Here is a 16,096-nt window from a genome sequence, read left to right as displayed (position 1 = left end):
CATGGAGCGCATTACCATTTCCCTGGAAAGCGAACTGGCCGAAGCTTTTGACGCGCTGATCGCCGAGCGCGGCTATCGCAGTCGCTCAGAAGCCATGCGTGACCTGTTGCGCGCCGAACTGGAAAGCGCCCGCCAGGCGCAGGAGCCGAGCGAATACTGCGTTGCCTCGCTCAGTTACGTCTACCATCACCATCAGCGCGAGCTGGCCGAACGCCTGGCCCGGCATCATCATGAGCACCATGACCTGAGTGTCTCCACGCTGCTCTCCTACATCGACCACGACCACTGCCTGGCCAGTTCGATCCTGCGCGGGCCAACCCGGCAGGTGCGCCAACTGGCCGAGCGCATCATGGCCGAGAGCGGCGTGCGGCACGGACAGTTAAATCAGGTGTCTCTGACAGAAGATGATCACGAGCATCAGCACGTCGGTCACGACCACAGCTCGCGACACAGGCACTTGCGCCCATTGAGCTAAGACGGGTTGCCGAGTGTCTTGTTGTCTGCCCTGAACACCCGAACAGAGGTTTTCCGTGAACCCAGCTTGCCCCGATGATTTTGTAAAGGTCGACTCTGCCGAGGCCGCTGTCGACCGCCTGGCTGCACTGCACCAGCAAGCCACCAGTGCGCTGCGCAGCGCGCTCAAGCAATACCTCAAGGATCGCACCAGTCCCGGAGCCGACCGCTGCGCCTTCCGCTATCCGGAGCTGCGCCTGACCTATCACTGTCAGGGTGAGGTGCCCAGCAGTGTGCGCGCCTATGCCAAGGTGCAGGTGCCCGGTACCTATGCGATCACCGTGACCCAGCCCGAGGCGTTTCGCAGCTATCTGCTGGATCAACTGACGCCGTTGATGTCCGACTTTACCGTCACTGTGGAAGTGGGGCCGAGCCAGGCCAACATTCCCTACCCCTACGTGGTGGAGCAGGGCGATGAGCTGGGCTCTTCTGGCGTGACGGCTGCCGAGCTGGCGCGGGTGTTCCCGAGCACCGACCTGTCCGCCGCCAACGACAGTACGGCCGACGGTCTCTACGACTGGGAAGGCCGGGACCCGCTGCCGCTGTCGCTGTTTGATGCGGCGCGTACCGACTTCTCCCTGCGCCGACTGGTGCACTACACCGGCAGCGACTGGCGGCACGTGCAGCCCTGGATTCTGCTGACCAACTACCACCGCTACGTTGACCAGTTCATTCGTCACGGTCTGGACATGCTGCTGAGCGACTCGCGCTTCCAGCGCATGGTGCTGCCGGGCAATGTGGTGGTGGAGCGCGGCATGTCCGAGGGCGAGATGCAGGCGATCATCGAGTCGGTGGTCTGGCACCGCTTTCAGATGCCGGCCTATCACCTGCAGGGTGCCACTCCAGGTGAAGGCATCACGCTGGTCAACATCGGTGTTGGCCCGTCCAATGCCAAGAACATCACCGACCATCTGGCCGTGCTGCGGCCGCATTGCTGGCTGATGATTGGCCACTGCGGTGGCCTGCGCCAGTCGCAGACCATTGGCGACTATGTGCTGGCGCACGCCTACATGCGCCGTGACGGCATCCTTGACCGGGTACTGCCGCCCAACATTCCGCTGCCGGCGCTGGCTGAAGTGCAGCAGGCGCTGCAACAGGCCGCGGCAGAGGTCACCGGCGAGCAGGGCGACGACCTCAAGCGCCGCCTGCGTACCGGTACCGTGCTGACCTACGATGACCGCAACTGGGAGCTGCGCTGGGCCCAGGAACGCCCGCTGATCAACCAGGCGCGCGCCATCGCGGTGGACATGGAAAGCGGCACCATCGCCGCCCAGGGCTATCGACTGCGCGTGCCCTATGGCACGCTGCTGTGCGTTTCGGACAAGCCGCTGCACAGTGAGATCAAGCTGCCGGGCGCGGCGGGTGTGTTCTACGAGCGCGCGGTGACCCAGCACCTGCATATCGGTATTCACGCGCTGGAGTTGATGCGCAGTCAGCTTGACTCGCTGCACTCGCGCAAGCTGCGCAGTTTCGACGAGCCGCCGTTCCGCTGATCCCCCCCGGACGTCACACGGCTGTCATGCGGGTGGCGCATCATCCCCGGTCTGAAGACCGGGAGTGGATATGCACACTAGATCTGAGCGCCTGGTAGCGTCCGCACCGCGCTGGCGCTTGCGCATGCGCGCACTGACGCTGCTGGCAGTATTACTGATGCTGGCGGTGTATATGATTGGCTGGCTGCGGCCCGCTACGCCTCTGCCGCCTTCGGCGCTGTCACTGCAGGACTTCCGTGTCACCCTGCCCGCCGTGGTGGTGGCCGGCATCGGTGATGATCTATCGGGGATCACCCACGACGGCGACCATGATCGTCTGCTGGCGATTACCAACTCCGGCCCTGAGCAGCTGCTCGTGCTCGACCGTCAGGGCAGTCTGCTGGCGCAACACGCGCTGATCGGCTTTAAGGACACCGAAGACCTGGCCTGGCTGGGCGATGGCCTGCTGGCGATTGTCGAGGAACGGGTTCATCGCATCAGCATTCTGCCGCTGCCGAGCGGTGATGTGCCCTTGCGCCGTGCCGATGCCCGCCAGCTGACGCTGGGTATCGGCGTGTCAGACGACAACAAGGGTTTCGAGGGCATCGCCTACGACCGTAGCCGCGATCTGCTGTATCTGGTCAAGGAGCGCGACCCGCAGCGGCTGTATCGGGTTGCCGGGCTGCGCAGCACACTGCAGGGCGACCTGCAGCTGGATGTGCAGGATTTGACGCAGTGGATTGATGAGGCCGGTGTTTCCAGTGACCTGTCGGCCATCACGGTTGAGCCGCGCAGCGGTCATCTGGTGCTGCTCAGTGATGAGTCGCAATTGCTGTTCGAACTCGGTCCGCAGGGGCAGCTGCTGAGTCAGCGCTCGCTCGGACGGGGCGTGGGCCTGCAAGACCCCATTCCCCAGCCCGAGGGCGTGATCCTGGATGATCGCGGCGAGCTGTTTGTGGCCAGCGAGCCAAACCTGTTCTACCGCCTGGAGCGTTAGCGCGCGTTCAGGTGTCGCGCCAAGGCGGCGTAGGCGGGCAGGGAGACAGGGTCGTTGGCGCCGTTGGCGGCGATCGGGTTGGAGGCAAAGCGGGCGATCACCATCTCGGCCGTGGGATCGACATAGATGGTTTGCCCGTGGATGCCGCGTGCGGCAAACATGCCTTGTTCGGCATCGGCCACCCACCACATGTTGCGGTAGCTCCAGCCGGGCAGCGCGGTGTAGCCGGCGCTGGCAAACTTGCCCGGATCGCCACCGCCGCGGATGTCGGCCACCACCGCCTCGGGCACGATCTGCTGGCCGTTGAAGCGCCCGTTGTTGCGCATCGCTTCGCCAAAGCGCGCCATGTCACGCAGGCTGGCATTCATGCCGCCGCCGGCAAACTGGGTGCCCAGCTGATCCACCACGATATAGGCATCCTGTTCCGCACCCAGCTTGCTCCAGATGCGCTGCGCCAGCAGCTCGGCAAAGGAGGTGCCGGTGGCCCGCTGTACCACCCAGGCCAGGACGTCCGAGTTGACCGTTCTGTAGGCGAAGGCGTCGCCGTGCTGCCCCTCGGGTTGGACCTTCTGCAGGAAGGCGTACAGCGAGGTTGCACCTTTGTAGTCGGCCGGGCGCGGGATCAGATTGCCGGCACGGGAGTACTCCCAGATCTCTGCACCGGGATCGGAGTAGGTTTCCGAGTAGCGAATGGCGGTGGTCATGTCCATTACCTGACGCACGCTGGCATCGCCAAAGCCGCTGTCTGCCAGCTCCGGTACATAGCTGGCGACGCTCGCCTGCGCATCCAGCACGCCTTCTTCCACCAGCATCGCGGCCAGGGTGCCGATGAACGATTTGGTGACTGAAAAGGCCATATGCGGGCGGTCGGCCTGTAATGCACCCATGTAGCGTTCGTACACCACCTTGCCGCGATGCAGCACGATGATGCCGTCGGTGTAGTTGGCGTCCAGTGACTGGGCCCAGGTCATGGAGGTGCCGTCGGTCAGTTGGAATTCAAGTGCGTCGATATCCGTGCGTGGCGCCTGCGGCAGCGGGCTGGCGGCCGTGCCCGCGCGGCCCACCGTCGCGGTCGGCAGTAGTTCACGAATGTGCGAGAAGGCCCAGCGGGTGTGCGGGAAACGCAGATAATTGTTGAAGGTCACCTGTTTGTCGGCGGCCGGCGGAAAGCCCTGCATCCAGCCCATGACCTGCGGGTCGCTGGCCTTGGCATCCAGTGGCGTTTGTGCGCTGGCGGGGCCGCTCATCAGGCTGCCGAGTAGCAGGGTAAGGCAGCCGAGCTGCCGGTGTGTCGCTGGTTTCATGCGGTGGATTCCTTTGCTCTTGTTGTTCTTTCAGTATCGGTTGGTGCTATATGGATAGTCCAATGCATCTATAGCTGGTTATTAATGCGATGAGTTCATCAATAGACCTGAGGCGTCTCGGTCATCTGGTACTGCTCAGCGAGGAGCTGCACTTCTCGCGTGCCGCCAAGCGTGCGCACCTGTCCCAGACGGCGTTCAGCCGCAGCATCCAGTCGCTGGAGAGTGACCTGCAATTGCGTTTGTTTGATCGGGGCACGCGCAGCGTGCAGCTGACGGCGGCGGGCCGGCAGCTGCTGACTCAGGCCCGCGACCTGCTGCGACGTGCTGACAATCTCAACGCGTCTGCCCAGTACCTGGCTAATGCCGAAGGCGGCGAGCTCAACCTTGGCGTGGGGCTGATGGCTGCACACAGCTTCATGCAGACGGTGCTGCCGAGGCTGCGTCGGGAGTGCCCCGGCCTGCGCCTGAATGTGGAGGTCGACCATTGGCAAAACCTGCTGCGCCACCTGGAGCAGGAGCGTATCGAGTTTCTGGTGGGCGGGACTGGCGAACGGCACGAAGACCTGCGCTTGCAGGATCCGCGCCTGCAGGTCACGGCATTGCCCTCCAGACAGACGGCCATCTACTGTCGGCGTGGGCATCCGTTGCTGGTGGCAGACTCACCGGTTCAGCCTCAACGCCTGCTGGGGTATCCCTGGTCGGCAGCGTTGCTGGACGATACCTCGGTGCTGCAGTTGTTTGCCTTGCTGGGCTTGCCGGCCGAGACTCGCCCTCCGGCGCTGATGAGCTGCAACAATCTGCACCTGCTGCGTGAAACGGTCTTGCACAGCGATTGCCTGCTGTACACCTGGGAGGGCTGGCTGGGCGAAGAGGTGCAGTCCGGTCGCCTGCTGGATCTGACGGAGCGGCTTGCCCCGGAACTGCCCGCGCGGAGCTATCAACTGCGCAGCCACCTCATTCAACTGACCAACCGTACGCTCTCGCCGCCAGCGCAGCGCGCACTGGCGATGATCCTGCAGGCCGGCGGTCAGTCGGACGGCGCTATTGCCTGATCGTGCAAGGCTGCCGTGGTATTGGGCTATCGGCTGGCGCGGCGCGCTGGTTATCCTTGTTCCCATCTGTCTGTAGATTGCGCAGTGGCGGGACGCGGCTTTAGCGTCGCTGATTGTCTCATTTCCTGGGGCTGGCCTTTATCTGTGTCACACCTGCCACAGCTGCTAGATTGATTAGAAAAAACCAAGAAACCCGTAGCCTGACGAGGTTCCAATGATTCAGTTATCCGTGAACGGTACCCAGCATCAGCTGGACGTGCCTGATGATATGCCGCTGCTCTGGGTGGTGCGTGACGTGCTGGGGTTGACCGGCACCAAGTTCGGTTGCGGCATCGCTCAGTGCGGTGCCTGTACCGTGCACCTGGACGGCGAGGCGGTACGTTCCTGCGTGCTGCCGGTCAGCGCGGCTGCTGGCCGGGCAGTTACCACCATCGAGGCTGTTGGTCAGTCTGCGCTCGGCGCCCAGGTGCAGCAGGCCTGGCTGGACCATGAGGTGGTGCAGTGCGGCTACTGCCAGTCGGGGCAGATCATGTCGGCTACCGCGCTGTTGCAGCGCCAGCCCGCGCCGAGCGACGCCGAAATTGACGCGGGCATGGCGGGCAACCTGTGCCGCTGCGCCACCTACACGCGCATCCGCGCGGCGATCAGGGACGTGGATGCCGGAGGTGCCGCATGAGCCCGTCAGACAATGGCGTATCACGCCGGCGGTTTCTGCAAGGCTCAGGTGCCGCATTGGGTGGGCTGGTGCTCAGCACCTGGCTGCCGGGCTTTATCCCGCACAGCGTAGCGGCCGAGGTGACCGCCGCCGGGCGCCTGGGGGATCAGGCGCCGCGGGGCTACGGCGCCTATGTACGGGTTGGGCATGACGGCCTGGTGACGGTTATTTCGCCCAAGATCGAAATGGGGCAGGGCGCGCATACTGGCATCGCGATGATGGTGGCCGAGGAGCTGGAGGTGCCGCTGTCGTCGGTCAGTGTCGAGGATGCGCCGCCGGACAGCGACCTGTATGCCGACTCGCTGATGCAGTTTCAGGCCACCGGTGGCTCCACCTCCACCCGGCATTCCTGGCAACCGCTGCGTGAGGCCGGGGCAACTGCGCGGCTACTGCTGATTCAGGCTGCGGCGGCGCGCTGGGGTGTGGATGCCGCGCAGTGCGAGGCGCGTGAAGGCGTGGTGCACGGGCCTGCTGGCCAGCAATTGCCCTACGGCGAGCTGGTGGATGCCGCCAGTGCATTGCCGCTGCCGGAGTCGGTTGTGCTCAAGACGCCGGAACAGTTCCGTCTGCTGGGCACGCCCGCGCCCCGTTTGGATACCCCGAACAAGGTCAACGGCAAGGCGCAGTTCACCATCGATCTGCAGGTGCCGGGCATGCTGGTGGCCTCCACGCTGACCTGCCCGGTGTACGGCGGCAAGCTCAAAGCGGTTGATGCCAGCGCAGCGCGGCAGGTGCCGGGCGTGCGTGACGTTGTCACCCTGGAAAACGCCGTGGCGGTCACCGCGACCAACTATTGGGCCTGCCAGCAAGGACTCCAGGCGCTGACCGTGGAGTGGGAGCTGGGCGAGCACGCGGGCATCGACTCCGAGCAGCTGGATGCGGCGCTGCACAGCGCCAGCAGCAAGGATGGTGTGGTCGCGCACAGCAGTGGCGACATCGACGCGGCGCTGAGTGGCGCGGCCAGCACTTTCGAGGCGGTGTACGAGCAACCTTTCCTGTCGCACTCACCGTTGGAGCCCATGACCTGCGTGGCGCAGGTGCGCGCCGATGCCTGCGAGCTGTGGGTGGGCACCCAGGTGCCAGCGTTCGCCCAGCAGACCGCTGCTGCGGTGAGTGGTCTGCCGCTGCAACGTGTGCAGGTGCACAACCAGTTGATCGGCGGCGCGTTCGGCCGGCGGCTGGACTTTGACTTCATTACCCAGGCGGTGGCGATTGCCAAGCAGGTTGATTATCCGATCAAGCTGATCTGGAGCCGCGAAGAAGACATGACTCACGATATGTATCGCCCGCACTATGTCGATCGCCTGACCGCGGCAATCGATGCCGAGGGCAAACTGCAGGGCTGGCAGCATCGCATCGCCGGTGCCTCGGTGCTGGCGCGCTACATCGGCAGCCTGCCGGAGAGCGGCGTGGACAGCGATGCGGTGGAAGTGGCGATCGACCCGATTTATGCGCTGGACAGCCTGCAGGTCAACTACATCCGCGAGGAGCCCAAGGCGATCCCGGTGTCCTGGTGGCGGGGCGTTGGGCCGCTGCGCAGCACGCTGGCGCTGGAGTGCTTTATCGACGAGCTGGCGCACAAGGCGGGCAAGGACCCGGTTGACTATCGACTGGCGCTGATGGGCCAGCATCCGCGTGCTCAGGCGGTGCTCAAACTGGCCGCCGAAAAAGCCGACTGGCAGACGCCGTTGCTTGCCGGGCAGGGCCGAGGCATCGCGGTGAGCGCGGTATTCGGCAGTTTCGTTGCGACCGTGGTCGAGCTGGAAGTGCAAGCGGACAAGGGCGTTCGCATCAAGCGCCTGGTCAGCGCCATCGACTGCGGCCTGGTGACCAACCCCACCTCGGTGCTGGCGCAGATTGAGGGCGGCACCCTGTTTGGCCTGTCAGCGTCGCTGTTCAACGAGATTACCCTTGAGCAGGGGCAGGTGCAGCAGAGCAACTTCCACAACTACCGGCAACTGCGCATCAATGAAGCGCCTGGCGTCGAGGTGCATATCGTGCCCAGCAGCGAGGACCCGGGCGGGGTCGGTGAGACCGGCACTGCGCTGATCGGCCCGGCATTGCTCAATGCACTGGCGGCTGCCAGTGGCGAGCGCTTGCGCCGTCTGCCGCTGAGCCGCGCTGGATACTTCCCGGTAAAAGGAGCCTGAGCCATGCATTCGAGCAAAACCCTGTTTGGCGGGCTGGCTCTGGCCGCCCTGAGTCTGCACGTACAGGCCGATGATCAGGCGCTGATCGAGCGCGGCAAGTATCTGGCGGCAGCCGCTGACTGTGTGGCCTGCCACACGGTACCCGGCGGCGAGCCCTTTGCCGGTGGTGTCGAGTTCAAGCTGCCGTTCGGCTCGCTGTATTCGCCCAACATTACGCCGGATCAGCAAACCGGAATCGGCGACTGGAGTGATGCCGAGTTCCTCAGTGCCCTGCACGAGGGTGTCGGCAAGGACGGCAAGCGCTACTACCCGGCGTTTCCCTATACCTCCTACACGCTGATGCCGGATGACGAGGTGCAGGCGATCAAGGCCTACCTGTTCAGCCTGGAGCCGGTCAGCAATACAGTGCCGGAGAACACCTTGAGTTTCCCCTACAACCAGCGCTGGGGCATGTTCTTCTGGAACCTGGTATTCCACAACAACGAGCGCTTTGAGCCTGATCCGTCTCAGTCCGAGGCGTGGAACCGTGGCGCCTACCTGGTAGAGGGCCCTGGCCATTGCGGTGAGTGCCATACGCCGCGCAATTTTGCCCAGGCGCTGAGCAGCAGCCAGCCGTTGGCCGGCAATCTGGTGCAGGGCTGGCAGGCCTACAACATCAGCAGCGACCCGGCTCACGGTATTGGTGCCTGGTCGCCCGCCGAGCTGGTCAGCTACCTTGGCAAGGGCTATGCCCCGGGCAAAGGTGTAGCGAGTGGGCCGATGGGTGATGTGGTCAGTCACAGCTTGCGTCACTTGAGTGACGACGATTTGTCGGCCATCGCGACCTACCTGCTCACCACCGAGCCGCAGAGCGAGGGCGTGAAGCGTCCTGACCCGGTCTCGGCCAGTGCTGAACCGGTGAGTGATGCCGGTTTGGGGGGCCAGTTGTTTGCCGGTGCCTGTGCGGGCTGTCACAGCTGGGACGGCAGCGGCACGCAGAGCCCGGTGGCGACCCTGTCCGGCCTGAAGACCGTGAACGACCCGGCCGGCACCAACCTGCTGAATATCCTGCTGCGCGGGCATACGGCGCCTGAGCTGCGGGTGGACCAGCAGATGCCCAACTTTGCCAAGGCCTATCAGGATGCCGAACTGGCTGCCGTCGGCAGTTTTGTGCTGCAGCATTTTGGCCAGACTGGCGCCAGCCTGAGTGCTGACGACGTCGCCGCGCGGCGCGGCAACACAGGCCATTGAGCCAGTTTGGAGAGCGGGTATGAGTGGGCTGGAGCAATTGCTGGAGGCGGTCGACTCGGCCCGGGCGCTGGGCGAGGAGGCCGTGCTGGCCACTGTGGTCAAGGTAGAGGGCTCCGCCTATCGCCGGCCTGGCGCGCGCATGCTGATCAACGCGCTTGGGCAGACCGCTGGCACGGTCAGTGGCGGCTGTCTGGAGAGCGAAGTGGCGCGCACCGCCTGGTGGCTGACCGAGCGTGGCCCGGCGCTGCGCAGCTACAGCACCGCCGAGGACGCCGAGGACGGCGATGCAGCAGTGCGCTTTGGTCTGGGCTGCAACGGTACCGTGCACCTGTTGTTCGAGCGCGTGCACTCGCCTGCATGTCAGTTGTTGCTGGAGGCCTGTCGCGACCTGTCCGTGCCCAAGCTGCTGGCCACCGTGGTCAACGGGGGGCAACCGGAGTGGCTTGGCCAGCGCCTGCTGCTGGAGCGCAACGGCGCCTTGCGCGGCAACCTGCCGGCGTCGGTGCGGGCGCTACTGCTGCCGGTGCTGGAGCAGGCGTGGCATGCCCGGCGGGCCAGTCTGCATGCCTTTGAACTGCCTGACGGCACGTCGCTGGACGTGCTGGTTGAGCCGCTGCGGCCCGCTCGGCGCCTGGTGATCTTTGGCGGCGGTCATGACGCGCAGCCGCTGGTGCGCATGGCGCGGCTGCAGGGCCTGCATGTAACCGTGGTCGATAGCCGTGCCCACTTTGCGCGAGCCTCTCGCTTTGCTGATGCCCATGTGGTCCTGCACCAGGACCTGGCGACGGCGGAGCACCTGATGCCACTGCTGGAAGACGCCGCCGTGGTCATCATGACCCATAGCCTGCAGCAGGATGCCTGCTGGTTGGCGCTCGCGCTACGTTCATCGGCCTGTTACATCGGTCAGCTGGGGCCGCGCGAGCGTACCGAGCGGCTGCTGGCCGGCGTTGAACGGCCGCTGCCGACGCAGTTGCACTATCCGGTTGGGCTTGATCTGGGCGGCGATACCCCGGAGGCCGTTGCCCTGTCGGTGCTGGCCGAGATCACCGCGGTGCTGCACCAGCGCCAGGGCGGTAAGCTGCAAGCGCGGCGTTCGGCCATTCATGACCCGGTCACCGTTGAACGGCATGCCCGGGTTGCTTCCCTTTCCTTGAACGAGAATAGCTAGATGTCTGACACCATCACCATTGTTGCCGTACTGCGCGCTGCTGACGGCGCCGCAGAGAAGGTCGCGGGTATTCTGCACCGCGCCGTTGCCCCCTCCCGTGCCGAAGCCGGTTGCCGGGGCTATGTGCTGCACCATGACCGCAGCGATCATCAGCGCTTTGTGTTTGTTGAACAGTGGGCCGACATGGCGGCCATTGAGGCACACCGCCAGGCGCCGCACTATCTGGCGATGGGCAAGGCGCTGGACGGTCTGATCGCCGAGCGCGAAGTCATGCTGCTGGATGCAGTGCCCTGACTACCCGCGTGGCGGCACTGATGCTGGCTGCCGGCAGTAGCCAGCGTTTTGGTAGCGACAAGCGCCGGGCGCCGTTGGCCAGCGGCCAGAGCCTGCTGCAGACCGCCGTAGAGCGAGCACTGAGTGCATTCGGTCAGCTCACGCTGGTGCTACGCGAGGGCGATGACCCGCTTGCCCTGGGCGTGCCTGAAGGCGTCGATGTCCTGTTCAACCCCCACAGCGCGCAAGGCATGGCCAGCTCGCTGGTGCTGGGCGTGCAGCACTTGCAGCAAGGCGGCGCCGCGAGTGTGGCCGTGCTGTTGGCGGACATGCCCTGCCTGCAGGACAGCACGCTGCAGGCGCTGATCGCGGCGAGCGACTCGAGCCTGATTGTGCAGCCGCACTGGCAGGGGCAAGCGGGGCACCCGGTGCTCTTTGGGCGGCGTTTCTGGCCGCAGCTGCTGGCGCTGCAGGGCGACGTCGGCGCCCGCGCGGTTGTGCGGGCCCATGCCGATTGCGTTAAGGTGCTGACGGTGGCTGATGCTGGCGTCTGTCTGGATGTCGACGAGCCCGCCGTGTTGGCCACCCTGACCCCTTCGATTTGATCTTGCAGGAGAAGCCTGTGCCTTCGGTGTACCTGGCCGGATTCGATGTATTTCACCCCGACGCGCTGGCGCGCGGCGCTTATCTTAAACAGCTGTGCGCCGAGCATGGCCTGCGCGGGCTTTATCCACTGGATGCGCAAGTGCCAGCCACGGAAACCCAGCCGGCGCAATGGATTTGCGATGCCAACCTGCAGGCGCTGCGCAGCGCCGATGCGGTCCTCGCCAATCTGGGCTGCTTTCGCGGCGCCGAGCCTGACTCGGGCACGGTGTTTGAGGTGGGTTTTGCCTGCGCGCTGGGTAAGCCGGTATGGGCCTATTTCCCCGAGCAGCAACCGCTGATCGAGCAGATCCCGCATGATAGCCAGGGGCGCTGCGCTGATGGCTTTCAGGTAGAGGACTTTGGCTTGCCGCGCAACCTGATGCTGGCGTGCAGTTGGGCCGGTGTCAGCAGATCCGCGGAGCAGGCGGTGATTGGCCTGGCCCGCTGGCTGCGTGCTGCCTGAGGCGGCTGTGTTCAGTCTGTCGGGGCCGGAGCCTGGGCCGCAGGCTGGTAACGGTCGACGATACGCTGCAGCTCGCCGTCGCTGCGCAGTCGCTCCAGCGCAGCGCTCCAGGCGTCGACCACCCGGTCTTCGCTGTCCAGGCTGAAGGCGATATAGAGCGGCGCGTGCAATAGCTGGATGGGGATGCGCCGCAGGGCGCCCGGCGCAATATCAAACTGTCTGCTGTAATGCGCGACGCCAATGTCCGTGTCGCCCACGATGATATCGGTGCGCCCGGCCAGCAGCATCTGATAGAGCTGTTGGGTGCCAACCGCGCTTTTGTCGAGGTTGCTAAAGCCCATGCCTTCGAGGCTGGTCGGCACCAGACCGGCGTGCCGGGTGGTGATGCGCGGCGCCGCATACAGCTGCTCGAGGGAGTTGACGGGCTTTGCATCAGCCCTCTGGTAAGGATAGATGGCCTCGTTCAGCAGCGGCCCTACCCACTTGTACAGCGGCTCGCGCTCGGCGGTGCGAAACATCGAGAACATGATGGTATGAGGACGCTGCTGCAGCTCTCGGCTGGCACGCATGCTGGGCAGCATCACCAGCGGAAAGCGGTCGCCGGTCCGCGTCATGATGGCCCTGATAATGTCGGTGGCAATGCCGACGATCTCGCCGTTTCGCTGGAAGTTGTAGGGTGCCCACTCTTCGGTCACCACGCGGTATGGCTGGGCGAAGGCGGCTGGGGCAAGTGTCAGCGCTAACAGGGCTGCACACAGGCGCGCGTATTTCACAAGGCTCTCCTGCTGCGACGGCTGGCGTTGGGAGTCGCTCTGTATAGCATAGACGCTGGCTGAGACGATGGGGCAGAACTGCCGAGGGAGGGAAGCATGGTGGGCCCACCAGGACTTGAACCTGGGACCAAGCGATTATGAGTCGCCTGCTCTAACCAACTGAGCTATAGGCCCTTGCTTTTATAACGCCGTGGATTATACGGGGTGCGAGCTCTGGTGACTAGGCATTGCCTTGAGGAAGGCGGCGGCGAATTGGGCGGGTGGCAGTGGCGAGCTGATGAGGTAGCCCTGCACGCTGTCGCAGCCTTGCTCCAGCAACAGCTGCCGCTGCTCCGGCGTTTCTACGCCTTCGGCGACGACGTTCATGCCCAGGTTGTGCGCCAGCACGATAATGGTCTGGCTGATGGCGGCGTCGTGGTGGCTGCCGGGCAGGCCGGAGACAAAGCTGCGGTCGATCTTCAGGGTGTCCAGCGGCAGTTCCTTGAGGTAGGCCAGCGAGGAGTAACCGGTGCCAAAGTCGTCGATGGCCAGCTGAATGTTCATATCGCGGAACAACTCAAGCAGATGAATGGCTTCGCGGTTCTGGTTCATCACAAAGTCTTCGGTAATCTCCAGCTCCAGCAGCTTGGCTGGAACCTGGTGTTCACTCAGGGCGTGCCGCAGGTCGGTGACCAGTTGGGTGCCGACCAGTTGTACCCCGGAGACGTTGATGGCGACGCGCGGCAGTGCCAGGCCCGCCTGGCGCCAGGCGGCGATCTGGGCGCAGGTGAGGTCGATGATGCGGCGGCCCAGGTCGACAATCAGCCCGGTTTCCTCCGCCAGCGGAATGAACTGGTCAGGGTCAACCAGCCCGCGCTGCGGGTGCTGCCAGCGCACCAGTGCCTCGACACCGTTGAGGTGGCCGGAGGCCAGATCCTGCTTGGGCTGGTAGTACAGGATAAATTCGTTGCGCTCCAATCCGCGGCGCATGTCGTTTTCCATCTCCATGCGATGCTGGGCGCTGACGGTCAGGTCGCTGGTGTAAAAGGCATAGCGGTTGCGGCCCTGATTCTTGGCCCGGTACATGGCGGCGTCGGCGTGCTTGATCAGGCTGTCTACATCCTCGGCGTTACGCGGGAACAGGCTGATGCCGATGCTGGCGCTGACAAAGAATTCGTGGCCGGCGCAAATAAACGAGCGGCGGAACAAGGCCAGCAGCTTGTCGGCCACCGCAGCGGCGTCGCCGTCGCTGTGCAGGCCGGGTAACAGCACGATGAATTCGTCGCCGCCATGTCTGGCTACGGTGTCGACCTCACGCAGGACCGAACACAGCCGCTTGCTGACCGACTGCAGCAGGCTGTCGCCAACCGAGTGGCCAAGACTGTCATTGATCTGCTTGAAGCGATCAAGGTCGATGAACAACAGCGCGCCGATCAGATCTGGCTGCGGGTTGAGCTGACTGGTGTGCAGCGCATCGCGCAACCGTGTTTCGAACAGGATACGGTTGGGCAGTCCGGTGAGCGGGTCGTGGTGGGCCTGGTGATCCAGTCTGGCCTGGGTCTGCTTGAGTGGCGTGATATCGCTGAATACCGCGACCAGGTGGTTGAGGCTGCCGTCGACATTGAGCACCTGGCTGATGTTGATCCAGGCGGCATACAGGTCGCCGTTGGCTCGGCGGTTCCATGTTTCGCCCTGCCATTGTCCGTGCTCGGCCAGGGCGGCGGAGGCCTGTTCCAGGATGTGTCGATCTTCCGTCTGGCTGCTCAGAAAGCCCAAGGGCTTGCCGACCAGCAGGCTCTCGGGGTAGCCGGTAATGCGGGTGAACGCCTGGTTGACAGCAACCACATGGCTGTTGGCATCGGTAATCAGCACACCTTCATTGGTGTTCTCGAAGACGGTAGCGGCCTGCCGCAGTGAGCGTTCCATGGCGATGCGCTCGGTGACATCGCGAGCGATGCTCAGCATGCAGTCCTGATTATCAACGTTGATCGCTTCGGTGCTGATTTCGACCTGGCGCACCTCGCCGTTGGCATTGGTTACCCGAGACAGCATGTTGCGTACGCGACCTTCGCGCTGCAGTGTCTCGATCATGCGGTCACGGTCCTCGGCGATGCTCCACAGGTGCAGTGCCAGGGTAGTGTTGCCGACCGCCTGCTGCCGGCTGTAGCCGGTGATTTGCGTGAAACCGTCGTTGACGTCGAGCAGCATGCCGTCGCTGGCGCGGGTAATCAGCAAGCCGTCGGGAGAGGCGTGAAAGGCTCGGGAGAACTTCTGTTCCGACAGGCGCAGTTGTTCCTGGGTGACCTTGAGCGCGGAGATGTCGCGAATCACGACCATCAGGATGGCGCGCTCCTCCAGCGTCACCGCACGGGAGGACAGCAAGCCGGTGAACTGGCTGTCGTCGGGGCGGCGGAACTGAACCTCCACGTTGCTTTCAGCCTGGGTATTCAGGCGCTTGAGCAGCGCGGGGCCGGAGCTGGGGTCGGCCCAGATGGTTAGCTCGGTGGCGGTTCGGCCGAGGGCGGCTGCGGCAGGAATGCCAAACTGATCCTCAAAGGTGTTGTTGACCGACAGCAGCCGTCCGTCGTCAGCGCTCGCCAGCACAATGACGTCGGGGCAATTGTGAAACACCGAGGCAAACTTCTGCTGCGAGGTGCGTAGCGCCTGCTCAATCAGCTTTTGCTCCTGAATATCGATCAGCAGCCCCTGCAGGGCGACCGCTTCGTATTGCTCAGCGCTGACACTGTTGATCACGGCGCGTACCCAGGTGGCCTTGCCGCAGGGGTGCTGTAGCCTAAAGTCGAAACTGCGCCCCTGGCCACCATCAGCCTGCTGCCTGAGCTGCTCCTGTACCCGCACGCTGTCGCGGGGGTGCAAGCGTGCAAGCAAAAAACCCGGTGCTAGCCAGTCACTGATGGGGAGGCCCAGCAGGTCGGCTGCATGGGGGGAAACGTAGGTGAAGCGCAGTGAGGGGTAGGTCATTTCCCAGCTCACGACATGCAGATTCTCGACCAGGCTGCGATAGCGGTGTTGCTGGTGGTCAAGCAGGGCCAGGGTGGCCTTGTGGCGTCGCTGGGCCCGGCGACGCAGCTGGTTCAGGCCGTGCGCGGCCAGCAGCAGTGCGCACGAGAGCAGCAGCATGCCGACCTGAGAGACAGGTACATCCTTGAGTGGCGCGGCGACAGCGGTTTGACACCCTGCGCCAATGATTGCCAGAGCAGCAATACTCCCTGTGGCGGCTTTCATCAAGACAACACCCTGCATCCATGGCGTGACGATAGTATTGTGCCAGTTTAGTCCGATGCAAGGGGCGATGCCCAGCAGCAATGCCGCAGGGCGCGCCGGATGCAGCGCATGGCACT

At 64.3% G+C, this 16,096-nt stretch carries 14 protein-coding genes and 1 tRNA gene; 11 read left to right on the top strand and 4 right to left on the bottom strand.

Translation table 11 applies throughout. From position 1 onward, the window contains the following. Position 1 precedes the first annotated feature (1 nt). From nikR to CNQ84_RS08125, 3 genes are all read left to right on the top strand, one after another. Positions 2-475: a nickel-responsive transcriptional regulator NikR gene (nikR, locus tag CNQ84_RS08135; protein ID WP_096004392.1), complete on the top strand. Its 474-nt coding sequence runs from the start codon at positions 2-4 to the stop codon at positions 473-475. 55 nt (positions 476-530) lie between these two features. Further along, complete coding sequence (gene amn / locus CNQ84_RS08130; RefSeq protein ID WP_096004391.1) at positions 531-2,006, top strand: AMP nucleosidase; 1,476 nt, start codon at positions 531-533, stop codon at positions 2,004-2,006. A gap of 70 nt (positions 2,007-2,076) precedes the next feature. After that, the gene (locus CNQ84_RS08125) at positions 2,077-2,982 is read left to right on the top strand and encodes an SdiA-regulated domain-containing protein (protein ID WP_096004390.1); all 906 of its coding nucleotides are present in this window, start codon (positions 2,077-2,079) and stop codon (positions 2,980-2,982) included. Here CNQ84_RS08125 and CNQ84_RS08120 read toward each other — a convergent pair. Then, entirely contained in the window at positions 2,979-4,286 is a 1,308-nt protein-coding gene (locus tag CNQ84_RS08120; RefSeq protein ID WP_096004389.1) for a serine hydrolase domain-containing protein, read from the bottom strand. The two genes, CNQ84_RS08125 and CNQ84_RS08120, sit on opposite strands and share 4 nt — an antisense overlap. Positions 4,287-4,375: 89 nt before the next feature. On the opposite strand from CNQ84_RS08120, the gene CNQ84_RS08115 reads away from it, so the two are divergent. The 8 genes from CNQ84_RS08115 (at position 4,376) to CNQ84_RS08080 (ending at position 11,982) form a co-directional block, all read left to right on the top strand. After that, complete coding sequence (locus tag CNQ84_RS08115; RefSeq protein WP_096004388.1) at positions 4,376-5,338, top strand: LysR family transcriptional regulator; 963 nt, start codon at positions 4,376-4,378, stop codon at positions 5,336-5,338. Positions 5,339-5,552: 214 nt separating this feature from the next. Next, positions 5,553-6,014, top strand: coding sequence for a (2Fe-2S)-binding protein (locus tag CNQ84_RS08110; RefSeq protein WP_096004387.1), 462 nt, complete (start codon positions 5,553-5,555; stop codon positions 6,012-6,014). Next, positions 6,011-8,203: a xanthine dehydrogenase family protein molybdopterin-binding subunit gene (locus CNQ84_RS08105; protein ID WP_096004386.1), complete on the top strand. Its 2,193-nt coding sequence runs from the start codon at positions 6,011-6,013 to the stop codon at positions 8,201-8,203. The genes CNQ84_RS08110 and CNQ84_RS08105 overlap by 4 nt, the downstream gene beginning before the upstream one ends. Before the next feature lie 3 nt (positions 8,204-8,206). Then, entirely contained in the window at positions 8,207-9,433 is a 1,227-nt protein-coding gene (locus CNQ84_RS08100; RefSeq protein WP_096004385.1) for a cytochrome c, read from the top strand. A gap of 19 nt (positions 9,434-9,452) precedes the next feature. Next, complete coding sequence (locus CNQ84_RS08095) at positions 9,453-10,601, top strand: XdhC family protein (RefSeq protein ID WP_096004384.1); 1,149 nt, start codon at positions 9,453-9,455, stop codon at positions 10,599-10,601. Next, a complete protein-coding gene (locus CNQ84_RS08090) occupies positions 10,602-10,895 on the top strand; it encodes a putative quinol monooxygenase (RefSeq protein WP_096004383.1) in 294 nt (97 codons plus the stop codon). 8 nt (positions 10,896-10,903) lie between these two features. Continuing rightward, positions 10,904-11,479 carry a nucleotidyltransferase family protein gene (locus CNQ84_RS08085; RefSeq protein ID WP_245841294.1) on the top strand — a complete coding sequence of 192 codons (576 nt, stop codon included), beginning with the start codon at positions 10,904-10,906 and terminating at the stop codon, positions 11,477-11,479. Between the two features lie 17 nt (positions 11,480-11,496). Beyond that, positions 11,497-11,982 (top strand): nucleoside 2-deoxyribosyltransferase, encoded by a 486-nt coding sequence (locus CNQ84_RS08080; RefSeq protein ID WP_096004381.1) that lies wholly within the window; start codon positions 11,497-11,499, stop codon positions 11,980-11,982. A gap of 11 nt (positions 11,983-11,993) precedes the next feature. On the opposite strand, the gene CNQ84_RS08075 is transcribed toward CNQ84_RS08080, so the two are convergent. The 3 genes from CNQ84_RS08075 to CNQ84_RS08065 all read right to left on the bottom strand — a co-directional run bounded on the left by CNQ84_RS08075 (position 11,994) and on the right by CNQ84_RS08065 (position 15,980). Further along, the gene (locus CNQ84_RS08075) at positions 11,994-12,755 is read right to left on the bottom strand and encodes a substrate-binding periplasmic protein (RefSeq protein WP_096004380.1); all 762 of its coding nucleotides are present in this window, start codon (positions 12,753-12,755) and stop codon (positions 11,994-11,996) included. A gap of 97 nt (positions 12,756-12,852) precedes the next feature. Next, a tRNA-Ile gene (locus tag CNQ84_RS08070) sits at positions 12,853-12,929 on the bottom strand. Positions 12,930-12,950: 21 nt separating this feature from the next. Beyond that, positions 12,951-15,980: a bifunctional diguanylate cyclase/phosphodiesterase gene (locus CNQ84_RS08065; RefSeq protein ID WP_165771251.1), complete on the bottom strand. Its 3,030-nt coding sequence runs from the start codon at positions 15,978-15,980 to the stop codon at positions 12,951-12,953. Positions 15,981-16,096: the final 116 nt, after the last annotated feature.

The sequence above is a fragment of the Pseudomonas abyssi genome (genome assembly GCF_002307495.1).
Taxonomy (GTDB): domain Bacteria; phylum Pseudomonadota; class Gammaproteobacteria; order Pseudomonadales; family Pseudomonadaceae; genus Halopseudomonas; species Halopseudomonas abyssi.
Note: the sequence above shows the minus strand (reverse complement) of the source record. Positions and strands in the feature narration are given on the sequence as shown.

Excerpts from the sequence above, each read along its gene's own strand:
- CNQ84_RS08120 (WP_096004389.1), bottom strand. The coding sequence starts at position 4,286 with ATGAAACCAGCGACACACCGGCAGCTCGGCTGCCTTACCCTGCTACTC.
- CNQ84_RS08090 (WP_096004383.1), top strand. The coding sequence starts at position 10,602 with ATGTCTGACACCATCACCATTGTTGCCGTACTGCGCGCTGCTGACGGC.
- nikR (WP_096004392.1), top strand. The coding sequence starts at position 2 with ATGGAGCGCATTACCATTTCCCTGGAAAGCGAACTGGCCGAAGCTTTT.
- CNQ84_RS08095 (WP_096004384.1), top strand. The coding sequence starts at position 9,453 with ATGAGTGGGCTGGAGCAATTGCTGGAGGCGGTCGACTCGGCCCGGGCG.
- CNQ84_RS08125 (WP_096004390.1), top strand. The coding sequence starts at position 2,077 with ATGCACACTAGATCTGAGCGCCTGGTAGCGTCCGCACCGCGCTGGCGC.
- CNQ84_RS08105 (WP_096004386.1), top strand. The coding sequence starts at position 6,011 with ATGAGCCCGTCAGACAATGGCGTATCACGCCGGCGGTTTCTGCAAGGC.
- CNQ84_RS08115 (WP_096004388.1), top strand. The coding sequence starts at position 4,376 with ATGAGTTCATCAATAGACCTGAGGCGTCTCGGTCATCTGGTACTGCTC.
- CNQ84_RS08065 (WP_165771251.1), bottom strand. The coding sequence starts at position 15,980 with ATGAAAGCCGCCACAGGGAGTATTGCTGCTCTGGCAATCATTGGCGCA.
- CNQ84_RS08110 (WP_096004387.1), top strand. The coding sequence starts at position 5,553 with ATGATTCAGTTATCCGTGAACGGTACCCAGCATCAGCTGGACGTGCCT.
- CNQ84_RS08100 (WP_096004385.1), top strand. The coding sequence starts at position 8,207 with ATGCATTCGAGCAAAACCCTGTTTGGCGGGCTGGCTCTGGCCGCCCTG.